Below are 21,426 nucleotides of genomic sequence, written 5' to 3' on the forward strand. Positions count from 1 at the left end.
TTACTGCATTTTTTGTGAATCTTTAATGAACTGCTCCAGACCGGAATCCGTTAAAGGATGCTTTAGCAATGACAAAATCGGAGGCAAAGGACAGGTTACCACATCGGCTCCGATCTTTGCACAGTTAATGATATGCATCGAGTGGCGAACAGAAGCTGCCAAAATTTCAGTTTCGAAACCATAATTATCAAAAATGGTTCTGATTTCCTGAATTAAATGAAGACCATCGGTGGAAACATCATCCAGTCTTCCCAAGAATGGCGAAACATAAGCTGCGCCTGCTTTTGCCGCTAAAAGAGCCTGTCCTGCAGAGAAAATTAAGGTACAATTAGTTTTGATTCCTTTTTGGGAAAAATATTTGATCGCCTTGATTCCGTCTTTGATGATAGGAACTTTTACCACAATATTAGGATGAATAGCCGCCAGCTCCTCGCCTTCTTTGATTATTTCCTCATAGGTTGTGGAAAGCACTTCTGCCGAAATATCGCCGTCTACAATTTCACAAATCTCTTTGTAGTGCTGCAAAACAGCTTCTTTCCCGCTGATTCCTTCTTTTGCCATCAGGGACGGATTGGTGGTGACACCATCAAGAATTCCCAAATCCTGCGCTTCTCTTATCTGCTCTAAATTGGCAGTATCGATAAAAAATTTCATATGTAGATTTTTATTGATTATTGATTATTTTTTGACTAACTGTTTGATTTTTAGTTTTGATTACTGCTCCATCATCAACAGTCAGTTTGTCATTCTGCAAGAATCCATCTATTTATTTGCCTTTCGAGTTTCCTGCTGAATGACAAACGAGATTTTAAACATCTGATTATTATTAAAGTTTTTAATTAAGTGTTAAATTTACACTTAATTTATAAAACAAACAACTTCCTGTCTTAAAAAGATTTAGAAAGTTATTTGTTTAAATTAAAGAGATTGATTAATTAATTGTGATGTCCCATGTTGAGCTTAATTTTCTTGAGATCTTCAAGCTGGTGGACAGGTTTTTCAATATCAGAAGGAATTGGTCTTTTGGAAAAAGTCTGAAAATATAACAGGCACGCATTTTTCCACCAAACGGAATCATCCGCCTGAATTTTCAGTTTGTCCTGAATCTCTGAGAATCTTTCTGCATCAACGTAAGGTTTCACAGTTTCCCAAGTTTTCTGATACGCTCTCACGCCTTTTACCCCTGATTCATATTTGTAACAAAGTTCGTCCCAAAATGTTTTTCCGTCTTTCATTTTATAATCCCAGGAAACGTGGTGGAACCAAAGAATGAGGTTCTCAGGTGTCGTTTTAATATTCCCGTAGATTTCATTTAATGGCGGAAAATACTGTGAAACTGCATTACTTCCTGTTTTTGTCCTGTCGAAACCGAGTCCTTCTGCATCAGCCTGATGATAATAAACCGGCGACCAGTCGGGTCTTCCTCCTTTGTAATCTCCCCAAGGTTCCGGACCGTAATGATGTCCGCCTGCAAAAATGTGATGAAGACCAAGCGGCATCATATAATCTACTGCAGTTTCACGGGAAGTAAGCATTATTTCTTTGACCGGATTTACAAAGTTTTTCTGATCTGTAAAGGTCATTTTAATCCATTCATCTGCAATCTGATCCGAAGTTAAATTGTGATTCCATGCCAAACGTCCGAACGCATACCAATTGGCTTGAGCAAAATGATGTCCTGTCCAGTTTTTATCTTCTCCTATATTGGCAACTGCAGCAATGGCAGTAAGTTTTGCAGGTCTTAATGTTCCGTCTGTAATTTTAGCAATTGTGGAACCTTTTCCATCTGAAAAAGTATCGCTGTCTAAAGTTTCTTTGAATAACGGTGCCAGAAAAACCAGATGATTTGCCTGTCCTAAATATTCCTGCGTAATTTGAAATTCAACCATTTCCGAAGTTTTTCTCAATGCTCCAAAAAGCGGGTTAAATGCTTCTCTCGGCTGAAAATCAATCGGTCCGTTTTTAATCTGAATAATCACATTGTCTCTGAATTTTCCATCTAACGGAACAAATTCCAGATGAGCTTGTTTTGCACGGTCATCTTTGCTCGGGCTGTACACAAATGCTCTCCACATGACGATTCCGCCGTAAGGCTTCAGAACATCTGCCATCATATTCGCTCCGTCTGCGTGCGTTCTTCCGTAATCCTGCGGTCCGGGCTGCCCTTCGGAATTGGCTTTCACTAAAAATCCTCCGAAATCAGGAATCAATCTGTAAATTTCTGCGGCTTTATCTTTCCACCATTTCTGTACCTCCTGATTCAGCGGATCGGAATTCTGCAGTCCTCCCAAAACTTTCGGTGAAGAAAAATTAACAGACAAATACACTTTAATTCCGTAAGGTCTGAAGATATCAGCCAAAATCTTAACTTTCTTTAAATAATCTTCTCGAAGCATATTTGGTGAAGCATTGACGTTGTTCAAAACCGTTGCATTGATCCCGATGGACGCATTGGCTCTTGCATATTCTTCATATCGCGGGGAAATCTTACCTGGTAAATCTTCCCATTTCCAAAGTGAATGACCGGCATAACCGCGTTCAATAGTTCCGTCCAGATTGTCCCAATGATTCAGAATCCTTACATCATAGGAAGGTTTTTCCTCAAGTTTCAGATGAGAAAAATCTGCTTTTTGCTGCTGCAGATTCAACAGATAATAACTTCCGTACAACAGTCCCAAATCTGTTTTTGCCGAGACGGTAATTTTTTTCGGTGTTGAAATAATTCTGTAACCGTCTTTAAAATTTTCCGGAAACCGATCAATCTTCAAGTCGACTGCTTGTCCGCTCCAATGTTGATTGAGTTCCTTTTTGGCGATTTTAATAGTTGGACTTTTACTGTTTGAATTCACAATATTTCTTGACTTTGGATTTACCGGATATCTTAGCCATAACTGGCTTCCGTCTTCAGCCCAAGCCATGAGCGGAATCATAAGAAACAGTAATATATAGTGTCGGAAATGTTGCATTATTTTAAATTTTTGCTTTAAATTTCATAGGTTTTAACTACGGCTGTTGAGATTGAACCCTTCGGGTTCGGCTTATCTTCGGTAATATTCCATAGGTTTCACCTATGGCTACTTTTGTTGAACTCTTCGAGTTCTTTAAGAAACAAACTTTGTCAAAGTTTTAGAAGTTACTGCTGAGCTTCCAGTCCTTCAATAGTTTTTATTTTTCCATTTTCATCGTATTCCAATTCAACGAATTTCATGCTTCTCAGCCATGTTTTTCCGCCACTCGGAACAGAATCATGGAAGAACAGATACCATTTATTTTTAAATTCTACAATGCTGTGATGGGTGGTCCAACCTACGACCGGAGTTAAAATTTCACCCTGAAAAGTGAACGGACCGTAAGGATTATCACCCACTGCATAGCAAATCAAGTGCGTATCTCCTGTGGAATAAGAGAAGTAATATTTCCCGTTGTATTTATGCATCCATGATGCTTCGAAAAAACGATGTTTATCACCGTGAAGCAATGGGTTTCCGTTTTCGTCAAGAATCACAACATCTTTTGGCTCTTCACCAAATTCCAACATATCATCACTGAGCATTACTACTTTTGATGAAATGGCAGGTTCATCTTCGTCAGGAAGAATGGCAGATTCCAATGCTTTATTGTTTCTGTACCGTTGTAATTGTCCGCCCCAGATTCCTCCAAAATACATATAATGTTTTCCTTCATCCTCAAAAAGACAGGGATCTATGCTGTAACTTCCCATCATCGGATGTTTTTCCGGAACGAATGGTCCGTAAGGTTTATTGCTTACCGCAACGCCGATTCTGAAAATATCGTTTTTATCCTTTAAAGGAAAATACATATAATACTTACCATCTTTAAAAGCCACATCGCAATCCCACAATTGTCTTCCTGCCCATGGAATATCTTTTACTGAAAGAACAACACCATGATCTGTAACTTCGCCATTTTCCACATCATCTAAGGAAAAAACATGGTAATCATCCATATCGAAATGGTCGCCATTGTCATTTTCTTCGATACCGCTTTCGCGGTCATGAGAGGGATAAATGTATAATTTGCCTTCAAAAACGTGTACAGAAGGATCTGCCATAAAGTCTTTCGGGAAAAGGTATTTTGCTTTGTTCATTTTTTATTTTAGATATTTAGATAATAGATTCATAGAATGATAGATTTTTTTATTCAAACCTTATAGGTTTTAAAAACCTATAAGGTTTAATGGCTCTATAATTATTTTTGTTTTGTTAACCCAATGATTTTCTCCACGACAGGTTTTGCCTGATAATTTCTGTCGAATGGCAGCGGATAATCGGTTCTGCCTTTTACCGGGAAATCGTTTTTCCAGGATTGACTGTCGGTAACGCCCCACAAAGTTACTCTTCTGATTTTATCCTGATGTTTGATAAATAGTCTGAAGAAATCCAGATAACGGTCTTCCCATTCTTTCGTCACATTTTCCGGTAATCCTTTGGTGTAAGGATTCATTTTTGCTTCATATTCCACCTTATCGGACACGTTGGCAGAAGTTCCCCAAGGAGAAGGCAGTGCGCTGATTTCCATTTCGGTAACATTTACTTTTACTCCTTCTGCTGCATAATCAGTGATTGCTTTTTCGTATTCTTCCAGTTTTGGAGTGTCAAGTCCTACGTGCGTCTGCATTCCTACGCCGTCAATTCTGATACCTCTGGATTTCAAATCTTTGACGATTTTGGTAACGGTTTTTACTTTTTCAGGAAACCACTCGTTGTAATCGTTGTAGTATAATTCGGCATTTGGATCTGCTTCCTGCGCATACTGAAAAGCCAACGGAATGAATTCTTCGCCTAAAATTTCGTAAAATTTACTTTTGCGGTACGTTCCGTCTTCCATAATCGCTTCATTCACGACATCCCAGCCTTTTACACGACCTTTATATCTGCCGACCAAAGTTGAAATATGGCTTTTCATTCTTTGTTTCAAAATTTCGGGCGAAACATCTTTTCCGTTCTTGTCCACGAAAAACCATTTTGGCAGTTGTGAATGCCAGATCAAGGTATGACCAATGATGAACATTTTATTTTCCTCCCCGAATTCTACGAATTTATCTGCATCGCCAAAGAAAAACTGCCCTTCCTGCGGTTGTATAAACATGGATTTCATACAGTTTTCTGCAACGATGGAACTGAATTGTTTTTTGATAATTTCATCAGATTTTACATCGGTACCGTTAATTTGAGGAAGGCTCATTGCTGTTCCGATGTAGAATTTATTTTTGAAAGCATCTTTCAGGGAATCTTTTGGTGATGCCGAACTTGCGGTTTTGCAGGAAACGGTCAGGGTTAAAATTCCCAGTAATGCAGCTATTTTTTTCATTTTTAATTTTTATTATTTATTCCGAAACTTAACAGGTCGCCTCTACGAGGCTCAATGGCTTGAATATATTGGTTATTAACAGGTTGCTCCTACGGAGCTTTTGCTATTTTGTTTTTCTCTATTAAAAATTCTTAAACTAAAGAATGTCCGATATTGTCTTTAATTGTAAAATTTGTTTTATGCTGAATCTCGCAGCCCGGCTTGAACGGAGCTCTTTTTGTGAAGCAAAGCGGAACAAAAAAGCGGGAGTGGAAGACGGATTAAGCTGCCCAAATCATTAAACCCATATTAATCTTCTTTTTTCCTTCTCTCTTTCAAATCCTGCTCGATTTGGGTTTCCATTTTTTTGTTGATTTCGTAGAACATCAATAACCCACACGCTGCAAAGAATGGAATCGCCGGAAAAATACTGACCAGCATCTGAGCTCCATTCGCTACGGATTCTGGCTGGATCACGTTTTCTGTACCTTCCGAAGAAATGTAACCGTAATGACCGATAATAGAGGAAACCAGTGAACTTCCGATGCTTAAGCCCACTTTCAAACCCACCATCATAGCGGAAAAAATAATGGCTGTGGCGCGTCTGTTGTTTTTCCACTCGGAATAGTCGGCAACATCGGCAATCATTGCCCAAAGCAAAGGTGTGCTGATTCCGTAGAAAAAACCATGAAGAATCTGCGAAAGAAACATTAATCCCACCGACTTTGGCGGGTAAAAAATGAATGCCACAATGAACAAAGTTGAAATGAACAGTGATGCAATGAACGCGTCCCTTTTTCCATATTTGTCGGCAAATCTTTTTGAAAAGGTAATTCCGATGATCATCATGATAATTCCGCCTGCATTAAAGAGCCCGAAACCTGCTGAACGAGGATCTTCTCCGAAGAAATTCATCCCGATGGAACTGAAAAATGCGGTAATCGGTGATATGAAATTTTTCAAAGAAGTTTCATCTACATAATTGTTGAAATAATAGACATAAGAACCTCCTTTCATTGCCAGAGTAATGAAAATCAACGCTGTAACAATCAACATGATAATCCACGGTTTGTTTTTCTTTAAATCTTTCAAATCGGCTCCCAAAGTAGATTCCTGCTCCGGTTTCGGAATCACCCTTTCTTTGGTGGTGAAAAATGTAATGAGCAACATAATGGTTCCGATGATTGCCAACCACGTCATTACGATTTCGATTCCGACTGCTTTATCGCCGTTTCCTGCTGATAAAATGATCGGCAACATAAATACCTGTACAAAAAACTGCGCAAACATTACTGCTACGAAACGGTATGATGAAATACTGTTTCTTTCTTTCATATCGCCTGTAATCACGCCACTTAAAGCGGCATAAGGCAAATTATTAGCAGCATATAACAACAATAAAATCGTATATGTTGCCGCTGCATAGATCATTTTTCCCTGATAAGAAAAATCGGGAGTGCTGAATGCAAAAAGTGCGGCTGCGCCCAACGGAACGGCAGAAAATAAAATCCACGGACGGAATTTTCCCCATTTGGTTCGTGTTCTGTCTGCCAAAGCACCCACCATCGGATTGAATCCGAAACCGGCAATCAATCCGACAATCAAAGTGATAACAGAGGCGTCTTCCGGTTTTAATCCGTAGATATCGGTGTAAAAGTAAGCTAAATACGTAACTAAAGTCTGGAAAACCAGATTGGCTGCTAAATCTCCCAAACTGTAGCCGATTTTTTCAACGACAGATATTTTTTGAGATGAGTTATTCATATGATTGTTGATATTTTTATAATTAATTTTTAAACGCAAAGTCCGCAAAGATTTTTTGACTACTAATCGTTTTTAAGGTTCGCAAAGGCATAAACTCAGCAAAGGCTTGAAGATTATTCCGTAGTGAAGGGCGATGCAGAAAGTCCGGTTTTGTTTTTGAGGTTTCCATCGGGATTATCTGCCCAGTCGTATCGAACGGCAACAGGATTTGTCACAGAATCATTCCAGATTATAACCTTTTTACCTTCAATTTTTGCTTTTGCCCAAGACCAGTTTCCATCGGGATTTTTGATGGCAAACCCTTTTAGTTCAGCAACGGGAGCAAAATCATCGGTTCCGTTTTTAAAAGAAAGTACAATTTTATTTCCGTCCATTTTCATTGACTGATAAACCGGTCCGTCTGCAACGATGTTTTTTCCGTAAGCCAATTTCATTGCCTGCAATGCAAGCCTGTCCCCTACTGTTTTTTTATCGAGCGGATGAATGTCATTCCATTCTCCGACATCGATGATTACAGCAAGTCCGGCATTCGGAACTTGTAATGAAACTTTACGCTGCTGGTCTCTTAGCTCCGCCCAGTTGCTTTCGATCGGCTGTGCTTTTGATTCCATAAAATTAGCCAATTGAACGGTGATGAACGGCATTTCTTTGTTATTGAATTTATTTCTCCAGTCTGTAATCATCATGGTTAATAAATCGCCGTACTCTTTCGGTTTTCCGGTATTGCTTTCGCCTTGGTACCAGATTGCTCCTGTGATATTATAATTGATTAAAGGATTAATCATGGCATTGTACAATCCTGTCGGTTTCCAGCGGATAAAGGTTGTTCCGGGTGCCATTTTTGCCATTTTTGCCCCGATTTTATATTTCCATTCGGATTTTAAATCTATTTTCTGTCCGTCGATTTCAAGGTAATAGGATTTGTCTGCGATGAACTGCCCTTTTCCGCTTCCATTGGAAACTCTTACGGCAATTACATTTTTACCTTCCTTCAGAATTCCTGCCGGAACATCGTACCAACGCGGAGGATACTCATAAGTTACATTTCCGACTTTTGTTCCGTTAATGTACGTTACATCGGCATCTTTAATTCTTCCAAGGTTTAAAAAAGCGGCTTTTCCTACCTGATTTTTAGTTAAAATAATTTCTTTTCTGAACCAGACCGAACCTTCAAAAGAGCCTTCCGTATCTTCCCAAGAGCCCGGAATTTTCATGGTTTTCCAGTCAGAATCATTCAGATCAAATTTTTCCCAATGTTGGTTTAAACCTATGTCGCTCTGATCTAGTTCTGTATACCAGGCTTTGCTTAATGCCTGTTCCGAAGATTCTGTTGATTTTATTAAATTATCATTCTGCCATTTTTTAGCCTCATCCAAATATTCAGGATATTTTTTCAGTGAATTTTCATCCATCCAAGCCTGAATTGGAGAGCCTCCCAAACTCGCGTGAATAATTCCTACCGGAACTTTATTTTTTTCACTTACATCTTTAGCAAAAAAATATGCAACCCCAGAAAAATTCAGAATGGTTTGAGAATTTGTTGCTTCCCATTTCCCTCCGTCCAATTCAGTCTGAGGTGATTTGAAGTTATATTTTTGGGGGACGGTAAAAAAACGAATGTTCTGATTGTTTGCATTTTTGATTTCGTTCGAATACAACGGTGTCAGCCTGCGCATGGGCAGTTCCATATTCGATTGTCCTGAAGCAAGCCATACATCTCCAATCAAAATATCTTTTAAAGTGATTTCGTTGATGGTCATGGTATACGGTCCGCCTGCTTTTTGTTCCGGAAGTAGGATTTTCCAGTTTCCATCTTGATCTGCCGTTGTTTTGTAGATTTTATTGAGGAACTTCACTTCTACTTTTTCATTGGCATCGGCTTTCCCCCAAATATTCAGTTTTTGGTTGCGCTGTAAAACCATTCCGTCTGAAACTAAGTTGGGAAGCGTAACCTTTGCCTGAAAAACCATATTGCATAATATGCAAAGCATTAAGGTAATCGTTCTGGTAATATTTTTATGGTTCATAATTTTTTATACTTTAAACGCTAATTGCAAATTTGTTCTTTTTTAGATTGAACTCCTACGGAGTTCTGTTTTCTTCGGTCAATTGTATTTCTACACAGATATTGCTCCTTTGGAGCAGATTTAATTCTGCAGTTGTTTTTAGTTTTTATCCGGCATTTGATTCAGTAATCTTACTTCGATGATTTTCGGCGTTAATGATTTTTCACCAGAAATAAATTTTACGGTGAGTGTTTCTTTATTCTTTTCCGATTCGGGAATAGGGATTAACAATGTTTACGGTGAGCTTCCCATTTTTCCTTCAAAATCTTGGGAAAACACTTTAATTCCATTGATTTCGGCATTCAGGGTACGGTAGCTGTTGGCATCGAAATAGAGAAGATAGAGGTATTTTGCATTTCTATCTTTATTTTTCATCTGATAACTGAACCAGCCTTTTGCCTCACGGAAATGACGGTCTTCCATATATCCCGTATTGGAATCTTTGCTGTTAAAAAAGTGATCGGATTCCGGCTGTTGCTCACCCAATTGGATTTTATCCGTTGTAATATCATCCAGTTTTCGGATTTCCGCTTCTTCTTTGGCTTTCTGTTTCTGAATCATTTCGATTTTATCCTGACTTGCCTGAGGAAAGTAGATAATGTAACGTTCTTCCTGAATCTGGTAAAACGGAACAAGCTTCAATCCGTTACTAAATTTATTCTGAGGATAAAGTCCGTTTATTCTAAAGGTCAAATCTTTTTCATCAACAGGTTGAAGATGATTCAAAACCGTTGTTGAAGATCCTAAAATTGCCGGAATGTCGTTCAGAGGAATCTGCGGTCCGTGTGCAATGTGTCCGCCGCGGCTGTCGTCGGCAAAAAGCCCTGTCTGATTTTCTTTGCCATATTTTGCTGCAAGAACAATGGGTCCGTATCTGAATGCATAATAATCCGATTTGTCCGGAAGCTGTTCTGCGGAAAGGTGCATCGGCATTTTCATTTCAACAACATCGTCTTTTTTCCATTTCTTTTTGATATTGATATAACCTTCGGAATCGACAGCAATATTGATATTTTTTGAATTAACGGAAACGCTTATCTGTGAAACATCCGTCCATTCCGGTGCTCTTAATTTTAAATTGATTTCAGTTTTTGGAGTAAGATCAAAGATCAATTTTGTGGAAGGTTCCTGCGGAAAATTATTTTCCTGTCTTATGACCAATTTTTTTTCTGACCATTTTAAAACAGAAGGAATAAAAAGATTCACGTACAAATCTTTATCAGAATGCGCATAAATCATTTCGCCGTATTTGGCGTGATTTTCCATTCCCGAACCTACGCAGCACCAGAAACTGGTTTGCGGCTGGGAATATACTCTGTAATGACCGGGACGCATGGGTGTAAAATAAACAAAACCCCCTTTTTCCTGATTTTGGGTGGAAAGTATGTGATTGTATAAAGCTCTTTCGTAATAATCCAGATAAGACGACTTCGGACTGGTCGCGAAAAGCTCTTTGGTCAGCTTCAGCATATTGTACGTATTACAGGTTTCGGGACCTTCAATACTTTTAATCATCCCGCTGAAATCTCCGGTAGGATTGAAATGTTCGCTTACACTGTTTCCGCCGATAATGGCTGAACGTTTTTGGGTAACATTAGTCCAGAAAAAATCTGCCGCGCCACTCCACTCTTTATTATGCTCCAGATCTGCGATTCTCTTGAAACCGATTACTTTCGGGATCTGCGTATTGGCGTGAATTCCCGTCAGTTTATCTTCGTGAATCAATAATGGATTTAAAATCGCCTGATGTGAAAAACGGTGTGCTAACTTAAGATATTTTTCATTTTTGGTAATGTCATAAACATCAGCAAAAACTTCGTTCAGTCCGCCGTGTTCGCTTTTCAGCATCTCCTGAATCTGCTCATCGGAAAGTTTGGAAACTTCATCTGCCATCCAGTCGGTAAGCTTAATGAGCATTTTTTTTGCCTTTTCGCTGTCTGCGTACCAATACGCATCCCGCAAACCGGAATATATTTTGTGAATATTATATAAAGGAACCCAACGGTCGTTCAGTCCGAAAGCGGATGCACGAATATTGCCGTCCGAGATTTCTTTCCATATCTTTTTGCCATACGGAACGCCGGAAATATAACCGTTTCCTGAAAGATTCTGGCAACGTTCCAACTCGTCGATCATATAATCCAGCCGCTGTTTTACTTTTGCATCGCCTGTAGAAGCGTACATTAAAGCCAAAGCAGAAATATAATGTCCGCCAATATGACCATCTAATCCTGTATTTTCCCAGTTCGGATAATTCGGTTTTTTAGGATTAAGTCCTGCTTCTTTTAAATAGGGAGCCAACAAACGGTCGGCATCCATCGACATTATGTAATTTTTATCTGTCTGCATTGCCCTGCTGAATATGCTTTCAGACAAAGCGACTTTGTTCAGCGGAAAGTAACTGACTGTTTTGCTCACCTGTCCAAAAGCAAGTGTGCCAAAACCTAAAAATACTATCAGCGATTTTTTATTCATTAATAAATGTCTGTTCAACATTTCTAAAAATAAAAGAAAGAATCAATATGACAAAGAATTTTGCAGAATGTGCCGCTGAAATCAAAAAAAAGTCTATTTTAAAGTCTTAGAAAAAAATTAAAAATAACAGGGGCTTATCATAAAAATTAAGATTATGAAAAAACGCGATAATCAGAACCATACAGTCAAATTACCTGCATGAAAAATGAATACGGAATATACAGTATGAACGCTGATATTTTATATTAATAGCTTATCGTATTTTTAAGACTAAGCCCTACTGACTGTTTCAGGGTAAATTTAAAATGAAAGAAAAATTAATTTTAACATATTTTTAACATTAAGTTCATCTGTTTTTAATGTCTTAGATGAATAAAATGTAAGTTTCGAAGGTAGAAAATGCTCCCAAAATGACAAGGAAGATGATGGAATCCTGAGAAATTCAAAATAAAAAGTAAAATAAAGTGTGTAAAATACATTTATATTGATCCGACAGTAAAATCAAAGGCTAAAAGCATTAACTTTGCATAAAAATATAATCGATGACACAAGACTATTCTCATTTTCCGCGACATCTGGTAGCTGTAGACTGCATTATTTTCGGGTTCGACGGCGAAAATCTTAAAATTCTTCTGGTAAAAAGGAATTTTGAGCCTAAAATGGGAGAATGGTCGTTAATGGGTGGATTTATAGGAGACGAAGAAACATCCGATGAAGCAGCGCAACGTGTTCTGAATACTCTCACAGGACTGGAAAATATCTATCTGGAACAGCTGAATTCTTATACGCGGATTGACCGTGAACCTACAGCAAGAATTATTTCAATTTCATATTATGCGCTGATTAATATTGAAAAGAATATCCAGATCAATGAAAAATACAGCGCAAAATGGTTTGATCTTCGGGATTTTCCAAGTCTTATTTTTGACCATAACGAAATGGTAAAGGATGCCGTTCTGAGGCTGCGCAGAAGAGCTTCCACAAGACCTATCGGGTTTGAGCTTCTGCCAGAAAAATTCACGATGAAAGATCTGCAGAATCTTTACGAAGCGATTTTTAATGAACAGTTCGACAAGCGGAATTTCATCAGCAAAATTAATGCGCTGGATATTCTTGTGAAAACGGAGGGTAAAGATATGACTTCTTCAAAAAAAGGGTCTTTTCTGTATCGTTTTGATGAAGCAAAATATCAGAAAAAGCTTGCGGAAGGGTTTATGTTTAAGATTTAAACGGTTTATTTCTTTCCTATTGAACCCAGATGGGTATGTTTGAAATCGTCTTCAAATTTAAATCCGTATCCGAAAATTCTGTCCATTGCAGAATGGGCAAATAAAATAATTCCGGCAAATTCTACGATAGAAATTTTAAGCCAAAATCCGAGAATCAAAACAAGGATTGCAAGCATTTTATGATGAAAAAAATTGTAAATCCGGGCTCCGGTTTTTGGATTGATTAAGTAGCCGACCATGGAAACATCCGGAAGCAAAAGGCAAATCGGAAAAAGCCACCACTGAAATTCTAACTGTGTAAACAGGAAAACGGCTAAACCAAATTGTCCTAATTCTTCGAGCTGCAAGAGATTTTTCATTGTCTGAGATTTATCTTACAAATGTCTGACAACAGAAAATAGATTCTCTTGATAAAAATCAAGAATTTTCTGCCTGCCGTTTCCTGATTCTGCTGAATGTTTCGGGCGTCATTCCCAAAACCGAAGCAATATATTGCAGCGGAACCTGATGAAATAATTCTCTGTTCTGCTCAAAATACCGGTTGTACCTTTCTTCCGCGGTCATGGATAGATAAGAAAATATCCGGTCTTCCATCATTCCAAAACATTTAATCATAAATCTTTTCTCAATTTCAGCCCATTTGGGGAATTCCCTGCACAGTTTTAAATAATCTGTTTTAGAAATGGTGAGTAATTCAGCTTCGGTAAAGGCTTGTATCGTCCATCGGTTGTGTTGATTAAAGAAAAATCCCATCACATCGGTAACGAAAAAACCTTTTACGGAAAGCCACTGTGTAATCTCTTTTCCGTCTTCTGATAAAGCGAAAACACGCAAAATACCGGATTTCACCATGCTTAATCTGTTACAAATTTCGCCTGAACCTGTAAATATTTCATTTTTCGCTAATTGTTCTTTTCTGAAATAAGACTAAATAACAGAGTGTTCGTGAGCATTCAGCGGTCCGAAATATGTTTGTATTAATTCATTTAAATCTTCCATTGTTTTTTTATATGCTGAATTAAAATTAAACAAAAACAGGACTCCAAAACGGAATCCTGCCTTTATTTTATCATAATTACATTTTACCAGAATTTCACATAAAGTGCAGTAAGCAGTAATAACGTTATAACGATTAAAACCAATGTTCTGTTGTCTACGCGGAACATTGTTGCATCGATTGCGAATGCTTTCGGATTCACTTTCGGTCCTGCAAGACTGATGAGAACCATGGTTGCAATGGTGATCACGAAAGACCATCCCATATTAATTAAAAATGGGATTTCTGTAATGGTGTGCACAACTCCGTTTTCCAGTTTTTCATACGTAAAAGCGGTATATAACCAGGTTTCTTTTCCAAAAATATCGACAGCAAAACTGTTGAAGAAGATAGCCAGAACAAATCCTAAAATTACCCCCACCAGAGATGCAGTTCCGGTCGTTCTTTTCCAGAACATCCCCAAAAGGAACATGGCAAAAACTCCGGGACTTATAAATCCTGTATATTTCTGAATGAAGGTAAATCCTCCTTCACCGCCGATTCCTAACACATCGGTCCATGTAAATGCCAAAGCCACAAACATGGCAATGATGATCGCCCATCTTCCGGTTCTCACCATCTGGATTTCCGTTGCATCAGCTTTTAAATATTTCTTGTAAATGTCTAATGTAAAGATCGTTGAAATACTGTTTACTTTTCCTGCCAAAGAAGCAACGATTGCCGCCGTTAAAGCCGCTACAGCAAGACCTTTCAGACCAACCGGCAGAAATCCTAAGATTGCAGAATAAGCACCATCTTTTACGCCACTAAAGCCAGTTAAATGCCCTTTTGAATACAAAACGTACGCTGCAATTCCCGGAAGCATTACGATAATCGGCATAAATAATTTTAAGAATCCTGCGAATAAAATTCCGGTTCTTGCCGTTTTCAGATCAGCTCCCAACGCTCTTTGGGTGATGTATTGATTACAGCCCCAATAATTCAGGTTTACAATCCATTGTCCTGCGAAATACATCGCCAATCCCGGTAAAACAACATATTTCTGAACATCAAGATTTTCAGGCATTGCCAAAGTTGTGGTGGTCTTCACCGGCTTTTCCAGCATCAGTTTAAAGTGTTGCGGAGCTTCGTTCATCAAAGTCTGAAAACCTGTTAAAGCATTCCCGACTGCCGCCCCGTTGATTCTCTGATCAACAATCTGAAGCGCCATATAAACGGTGGCAAAACCTCCGATAATTAAAACCGCCACCTGAATTACATCTGTGTAACCGATTACCTTCATACCGCCAAGACCGATTAATAAAGCCATTAAAAGCAATCCGATCATAATAATATGAAGGTTATCACCTCCCAGCAATGTATCAATTGCCAAAGCACCTAAATAAAGGATGGAAGTTAAATTAACAATAACATATAAAAAGAGCCAGAACACAGCCATAATCAGGGAAACCGATTTGTTGTAACGGGTTTCCAGAAACTGTGGCATCGTGTAAATCTTATTTTTAAGATAAATCGGAATGAACCATACTGCAATAATAATCAATGCAATTGCCGCAATCCATTCATAAGCAGCTACAGCAATTCCCACAAAAAATCCTTCACCGGACATCCCGATAAATTGTTCGGCAGAAATATTGGAAGCAATTAAACTCGCGCCGATTGCCCACCAAGTCAATGAACCTTCTGCCAGAAAATAATCTTTACTGCCTGTCGCTGCAGATTTCTTTCTATTATAAATCCAGATTCCGTAGCCTGCAACCACCACAAAATAGATAAGAAATATGATGATATCAAGAGTAGCTAAATTTCCCATATTTTATTTTTTAACTGAGAATTTATAAATTGTTTTCGACTGGTATTTCTGTCCCGGCTTCAGTTCTGTAGAAGGGAAAGAAGATTGGTTAGGTGAATCCGGAAAATGTTGAGTTTCTAAACAGAACCCCGTTCTGAATTCATTTTTCCCGCCAGTTTTGGTATCGAATTTTCCATCCAGAAAGTTTCCGGAATAAAACTGCACTCCCGGTTCATCGGTTAAAACTTCCATTACTCTGCCCGATTCGGGATGGTACACTTTGGCAATACTCCTCAGTCCGCTTCCGTTCAGAATCCAGTTATGATCGTAGCCTTTTCCTTTTTTCAACTGGTCATCTTCTGTATTGATATCTTTTCCAATTGCTTTTGAAGCTGTGAAATCGAATGCACTTCCTTTTACAGCTTTTTGCTCACCGGTCGGAATCAAAGTTTCATTCACCGGCAAAAATTTATCGGCATTGATCTGCATTTCGTGGTCAAGAATTGTTTTTGAGAAATTTCCTGAAAGGTTAAAATACGAATGCTGAGTCAAATTTACAACAGTAGGCTTATCTGTTTCCGCTTCGTAAGAAATTTCCAGAGCGTTGTCATCCGTCAAAGTATAGAATACCGTAGTCGTTAGTTTTCCCGGATATCCTTCTTCCCCATCTGCACTGGTATAAGTCAGTTTCAACGTTGGGAATTTGGCATCTTTTACAGGTTCAATATTCCAGATTTTAGTATGAAATCCTTCTTTTCCGCCATGAAGACTGTTGGGTCCGTCATTTTTATCAATGTCATAGGATTTGCCTTCCAAAGTGAATTTGGCATTGGCAATTCTGTTTCCGTAACGACCAATTAACGCGCCAAAATAATAAGGATTTCCATTAAAATAATCTTCCGGTTTTGTAAAACCCAAGACCACATCTTCATATTTTCCGTTTTTATCGGGAGCGGTAAGTGAAGTGATGATTCCGCCAAAGTTGATGACTTCCACTTTCATCCCGTTTTTATTAGTCAAAGTATATTTTTTAACAGAATCACCTTTTGACGTCACTCCATATTCTGAAATCTGTATATTTTCCATTGCCTGCTTTTGATTTTTTGATTGATTTTCTTTTTCATTGCACCCGAAAATACATAAAACGGCAAAAAGAATTATCAGGTTGACACTTATTTTTCTCATTTTTTATAATTTTTGCAAGTTTAACGATAATATATTTCATTCCAGCGAAGGGTATTCTTAAAATCACGGATTTTTGTATTTTCATCAATCACTAATGATTCAATACCTGCGATTTCTGCAAAATCTTCCAACTGCTCTGCACTGATGTTTTCACTGTAGCAGGTATGATGGGCTCCACCCGCCAAAATCCAGGCTTCCGCGGCTGTGTACAAATCCGGAAGTGGTTTCCAGAGTACTCTCGCTACAGGAAGCTTCGGAAGTTCTTCGGTAATTTCCAAAGCTTTTGTTTTGTTGATTAACAGTCTGAAATGATTTCCGAAATCCATTAATGCTGCATTTAAAGAATCAATATTTCCTCTCGAATTGAAAACCAGACGAACCGGATCTGCTTTTCCGCCAATTCCAAGCGGATGAATTTCACAAGAAGGTTTGTCAACCGCCAAAACAGGATCCACTTCCAGCATATGAGAACCCAGAACCGATGGACTGGAAGGATTTAAATGGTAGGTATAATCTTCCATAAAAGCATTTCCGCCTTCTAAACCCTGCCCCATTGTTTTCATCGCACGAACCAAAGCGGCAGTTTTCCAGTCGCCTTCTCCGGCGAATCCGTAACCTTTTTCCATTAATCTCTGAACGGCAATTCCCGGAAGCTGTTCCAATCCGTGAAGATCTTCGAAAGTATCCGAGAATCCTTTGAAATTTCCGTCTTTCAGGAATTTTTCCAAACCTAGCTCAATTCTGGCAGCAGCTTCGAGGGATTTTCTGTTCGCTCCTCCTGAGAGAAGGGATTCTGCCATTTTATATGAAGATTCATATTCTTCCATCAACGATTTGATTTCGCCTTCGCCAATTGAATTGACAACGCTTACCAAATCTCCGATTCCCCAAGTGTTTACGGAAAATCCAAACTTGGTTTCCGCTTCCACTTTATCACCGTCTGTCACGGCAACATATCTCATATTGTCTCCAAAACGGGCAAATTTTGCGCCCTGCCAATCGTCCCAGCCAGCAGCAACTCTACTCCATTCTCCGATTTGTTTCTGAACTCTTTCCTCTGCCCAATGTCCAACCACCACTTTCCTGTTTTTGCGGAGACGGCTTACCATGAATCCAAATTCCCTGTCGCCATGTGCTGCCTGATTAAGATTCATAAAATCCATATCCATCGTAGACCACGGAATATCCTGATTGAATTGGGTATGAAGATGCAGCATTGGCTTTTGCAAGGCAGTAAGACCACGAATCCACATTTTTGCAGGGGAAAATGTATGCATCCATGTTACGATTCCGATACAGTTTTTTGAAAAATTGGCAGCAGTTAATGTTTCGAAAATTTCTTCCGTGGTTTTTACGGTTGGCTTTAAAACCACTTTCACAGGAATTTGTGACGAAGCATTGAAGGCTTCCACAATCTTCGCCGAATGTTCCGCTACCTGTGTTAATGTTTCAGGGCCGTATAGATGCTGGCTTCCGGTGATGAACCAGATTTCTTTGGTATTGAGAGGTGTTAACATATTTGATGATTGATAAATGATGATTGATAATTGATATTTATTTTTCCATAGGTTTCACCTACGGTTATTTATATTGAATCCTTTGGATTCTAATGTTTTTTATCAAACCTTATAGGTTTTAAAAACCTATAAGGTTTATGACAGATATTAGTCTTAAATTAAACACAAACCATGACTTATTGTCCGTAATAAGCATTTTTACCATGTTTACGTTCGTAATGTTTTTTGATGAGTGAATCTTTTAAACAGGCTGCATTCGGATTGATTTGCCTGGTGAGATAAGCCATTTCGGCGATGGTTTCCAAAACTTTGCTGTTGTAAACAGCCTTTTCAGCATTTTTACCCCAGGTAAACGGTCCATGATTTCCGATGAGCACCATTTCTACTTCTTCATAAGAAAGTTTTTTTTCTTTAAAACAATCCAGAATCTGGATTCCAGTATTGTATTCGTAGTTGCCTTCTATTAAATCGTCATGCATTGGTGGCGCACAAGGAACATCCGTTGTAAGATGGTCTGCGTGCGTTGTCCCGAAAATCGGGATGTCCAACTGTGCCTGTGCCCAAGCTACAGAATAGATGGCGTGCGTATGCGAGATTCCACCAATGTTTTCCCAGTTTTTGTAGAGATAAGCGTGGGTTTTGGTATCGGAAGATGGTCTTAGATTACCTTCAATGATATTAGCATCGTAATCTAAGATTACCATGTCTTCCGGTTTCAATAAATCGTAAGGAATACCACTCGGCTTGATGGCAAAAATTCCTTTGTCACGATCAACGGCGCTTACGTTTCCGAATGTGTAGACCACCAATTTTAAGGCATCGAGCTGCATATTGGCTTCGTAACATTCTCGTTTTAATTCTTTATAAATGCTCATTTTTATTTATATATTTTTTTCAAATGCATAGGTTTCACCTACGGCTATCGATATTTAACCCCTCGGGTTTTATCATACGAATCAATCGCAGCCCGACCTGAGTGGAGCTCTTTTTGTGCAGCTAAGCGGAACAAAAAAGCGGGAACGGAGGGCGGATAAAGCTGCCATAATCATTTTAGTTGATGGTTTTTGGTTGATTGTGGATCGTTCTTTAATTAATGTAAATATTTAACAGATCGCCTCTACGAGGCTCTTTTTGTGATGATAATATTTACATTATTTGCTATTAACAGGACGTTCCTAATGGAGCTTTTTTAAACCTAATTAATTACTATAAACTGTCAACCGTCAACTTTTTCTTAGATTTGATATTATTTTCGGTGAAATCTGCTAAAATCTGATAGTGCTGCATCAATTCTTCGTATTGTTCTACATGTTCTTTCTGTGGGAAGTATTCAGCTTCGAAATCAGAGCCCATTTTTTGGCTTGCTTCCTGAACGTTAGGATAAATTCCTGCGGCAACAGCGGCATAAATGGCTGCCCCTAAAGCCGGAGCCTGATCTGATGCTGCCACAACGATGGGCATATTCAGGACATTTGCCAAGGTCTGCATGATGAATGGTGATTTTCTGGCAACGCCGCCAATTCCTATGACTTTATGGATTTTAATGCCTTCATCTTCAAAGCGGTCAACGATTTTTCTTGCTCCGAAACAGATCGCGTTAACCAGTGCTTTGAAAATATGTGGTGCTTTTGTTCCCAATGAAAGACCGCTGACTGCCATTTTCAGTTCCTGATTGGCATCGGGCGTTCTTCGTCCGTTAATCCAGTCCAACGCAATCGGAACGGTTTCCGAAAGTGGAATTTTTTCCGCCTCCAGAGTGAGATGGCGAATCATATTATTTTCTATTTCTTCTTTCAGCAACTTTTTTTGGTCTTCGTCAATTGCATCGGAACTCATCAGAATATTAATTGTGGGTTCTGTGAGAATATTTTTGTACCATGCCAAAACATCTCCGAATGCAGATTGTCCCGCTTCCAGCCCCATTAATCCCGGAATGACGGAACCATCGACCTGTCCGCAAATTCCTTTAACCGTTCTATCGCCGATAATTTCGTTTTGAGCCACCATAATATCGCAGGTGGATGTTCCCATAATCCTGATTAATGTGTTCTCCTCAACTTTTGCACCGATTGCACCGGAATGCGCGTCGAAAGTGCCGACAGCAATTACAGTTTTAGTCGTTAATCCCAATTTTGCCGCCCATTCTTCGTTCAGATTTCCGGCAACTTCATCGGAAGTGTAGGTTTTATGATATAATCTGTCGCGAAGTTCTGCTAAAGATGAATCCAATTGATTAAGAAATTCTTTGGAAGGAAGCCCGTTCCACGACTCGTGCCACATTGCTTTATGCCCGGCCGCACAGCGGCTTCTTTTGAATGTCGCCAGATCCTTATGGTCAGAAAGTAAAAATGTGAGATAATCACAATGTTCCATCCAGCTGTATGCTGCATTTTTTACGGCTTCATCTTCTCTGCTGATGTGGAGGATTTTTGCCCAAAACCATTCTGAGGAATAAATTCCGCCTTCAAATTTTGTATAATCTTCGCCACCCCAGTTTTTTGCCAGATCATTGATTTCTTCAGCTTCACGGATGGAAGTATGGTCTTTCCAAAGCACCATCATTGCATTGGGATTTTCTGAAAATTCGGGCAAAAGGGATAAAGCAATTCCATCTTTATCTACCGGAAGGGGTGAAGAACCCGTAGTATCAATACAAATACTGACGATATTTTCGGGCGCAACTCCACTTTCTTTCACGACATCGGAAACGGTTTTTTCAAGTCCTTCGATGTGATCCAGCGGATGCTGACGGAACTGATTTTCTTCCGGTCTGCAAAACTGTCCTTTTTTCCATCTTTGGTAATAGCTTACAGAGGTTGCCAGTTCGGCACCGTTTTCGGTATCAATCAAAACGGCACGAACGGAATCTGTTCCATAATCTAAACCGATAACATACTTTTTCATTAATGAAAGTAATTTATTTGATTATTGTTTTGGCTCTTTTTTAAAATAACAGTTGTAATAGATTACATTATGCAAAGATTTTCCGTTAGGATTTCATTTACCTTAAAGAATTCTCCGGTTTTCTGTTGAAGAGATAAAACAAATATAAGATTCTATTTTAAATAAATGTAATATTTACACTTAATTT

At 38.8% G+C, this 21,426-nt stretch carries 13 protein-coding genes and 2 pseudogenes; 1 reads left to right on the forward strand and 14 read right to left on the reverse strand.

What is annotated here, in order from left to right; genetic code table 11:
- The 7 genes and pseudogenes from fsa to WFH39_RS07720 form a co-directional block, all read right to left on the reverse strand.
- On the reverse strand, window positions 1-654 hold the full coding sequence (gene fsa / locus WFH39_RS07690) for a fructose-6-phosphate aldolase (protein ID WP_336689440.1): 654 nt from the start codon (window positions 652-654) through the stop codon (window positions 1-3).
- A 281-nt stretch (window positions 655-935) separates the two neighbouring features.
- A complete protein-coding gene (locus WFH39_RS07695) occupies window positions 936-2,966 on the reverse strand; it encodes an alpha-glucuronidase (RefSeq protein WP_336689441.1) in 2,031 nt (676 codons plus the stop codon).
- A 167-nt stretch (window positions 2,967-3,133) separates the two neighbouring features.
- On the reverse strand, window positions 3,134-4,108 hold the full coding sequence (locus WFH39_RS07700) for a glycoside hydrolase family 43 protein (protein ID WP_336689442.1): 975 nt from the start codon (window positions 4,106-4,108) through the stop codon (window positions 3,134-3,136).
- A 101-nt stretch (window positions 4,109-4,209) separates the two neighbouring features.
- Window positions 4,210-5,331 (reverse strand): endo-1,4-beta-xylanase, encoded by a 1,122-nt coding sequence (locus tag WFH39_RS07705; RefSeq protein WP_336689443.1) that lies wholly within the window; start codon window positions 5,329-5,331, stop codon window positions 4,210-4,212.
- Between the two features lie 288 nt (window positions 5,332-5,619).
- Window positions 5,620-7,074, reverse strand: a complete 1,455-nt coding sequence (locus tag WFH39_RS07710) for an MFS transporter (protein ID WP_336689444.1) — start codon at window positions 7,072-7,074, stop codon at window positions 5,620-5,622.
- A gap of 113 nt (window positions 7,075-7,187) precedes the next feature.
- Window positions 7,188-9,101 (reverse strand): sialate O-acetylesterase, encoded by a 1,914-nt coding sequence (locus tag WFH39_RS07715; RefSeq protein ID WP_336689445.1) that lies wholly within the window; start codon window positions 9,099-9,101, stop codon window positions 7,188-7,190.
- Window positions 9,102-9,239: 138 nt separating this feature from the next.
- Window positions 9,240-11,636: pseudogene (locus tag WFH39_RS07720) on the reverse strand (beta-L-arabinofuranosidase domain-containing protein).
- A 521-nt stretch (window positions 11,637-12,157) separates the two neighbouring features.
- On the opposite strand from WFH39_RS07720, the gene WFH39_RS07725 reads away from it, so the two are divergent.
- Window positions 12,158-12,844, forward strand: coding sequence for an NUDIX hydrolase (locus WFH39_RS07725; RefSeq protein WP_336689446.1), 687 nt, complete (start codon window positions 12,158-12,160; stop codon window positions 12,842-12,844).
- Between the two features lie 5 nt (window positions 12,845-12,849).
- On the opposite strand, the gene WFH39_RS07730 is transcribed toward WFH39_RS07725, so the two are convergent.
- From WFH39_RS07730 to WFH39_RS07760, 7 genes and pseudogenes are all read right to left on the reverse strand, one after another.
- Window positions 12,850-13,203, reverse strand: a complete 354-nt coding sequence (locus WFH39_RS07730; RefSeq protein WP_336689447.1) for a DUF4260 domain-containing protein — start codon at window positions 13,201-13,203, stop codon at window positions 12,850-12,852.
- A gap of 58 nt (window positions 13,204-13,261) precedes the next feature.
- A pseudogene (locus WFH39_RS07735) lies at window positions 13,262-13,744 on the reverse strand (Crp/Fnr family transcriptional regulator); the annotation flags it as partial.
- 182 nt (window positions 13,745-13,926) lie between these two features.
- Window positions 13,927-15,654 carry a sodium:solute symporter family transporter gene (locus tag WFH39_RS07740; protein WP_336689448.1) on the reverse strand — a complete coding sequence of 576 codons (1,728 nt, stop codon included), beginning with the start codon at window positions 15,652-15,654 and terminating at the stop codon, window positions 13,927-13,929.
- 3 nt (window positions 15,655-15,657) lie between these two features.
- A complete protein-coding gene (locus tag WFH39_RS07745; RefSeq protein WP_336689449.1) occupies window positions 15,658-16,818 on the reverse strand; it encodes an aldose epimerase family protein in 1,161 nt (386 codons plus the stop codon).
- Between the two features lie 20 nt (window positions 16,819-16,838).
- Entirely contained in the window at window positions 16,839-18,335 is a 1,497-nt protein-coding gene (araA, locus tag WFH39_RS07750; RefSeq protein ID WP_336689450.1) for an L-arabinose isomerase, read from the reverse strand.
- A 176-nt stretch (window positions 18,336-18,511) separates the two neighbouring features.
- On the reverse strand, window positions 18,512-19,210 hold the full coding sequence (locus WFH39_RS07755) for an L-ribulose-5-phosphate 4-epimerase (protein ID WP_336689451.1): 699 nt from the start codon (window positions 19,208-19,210) through the stop codon (window positions 18,512-18,514).
- A 331-nt stretch (window positions 19,211-19,541) separates the two neighbouring features.
- On the reverse strand, window positions 19,542-21,239 hold the full coding sequence (locus WFH39_RS07760; RefSeq protein WP_336689452.1) for a ribulokinase: 1,698 nt from the start codon (window positions 21,237-21,239) through the stop codon (window positions 19,542-19,544).
- Between the last annotated feature and the right edge of the window lie 187 nt (window positions 21,240-21,426).

It is taken from the genome of Chryseobacterium sp. MMO-72, from assembly GCF_037146035.1.
GTDB classification, from domain to species: Bacteria; Bacteroidota; Bacteroidia; order Flavobacteriales; family Weeksellaceae; genus Chryseobacterium; species Chryseobacterium indicum.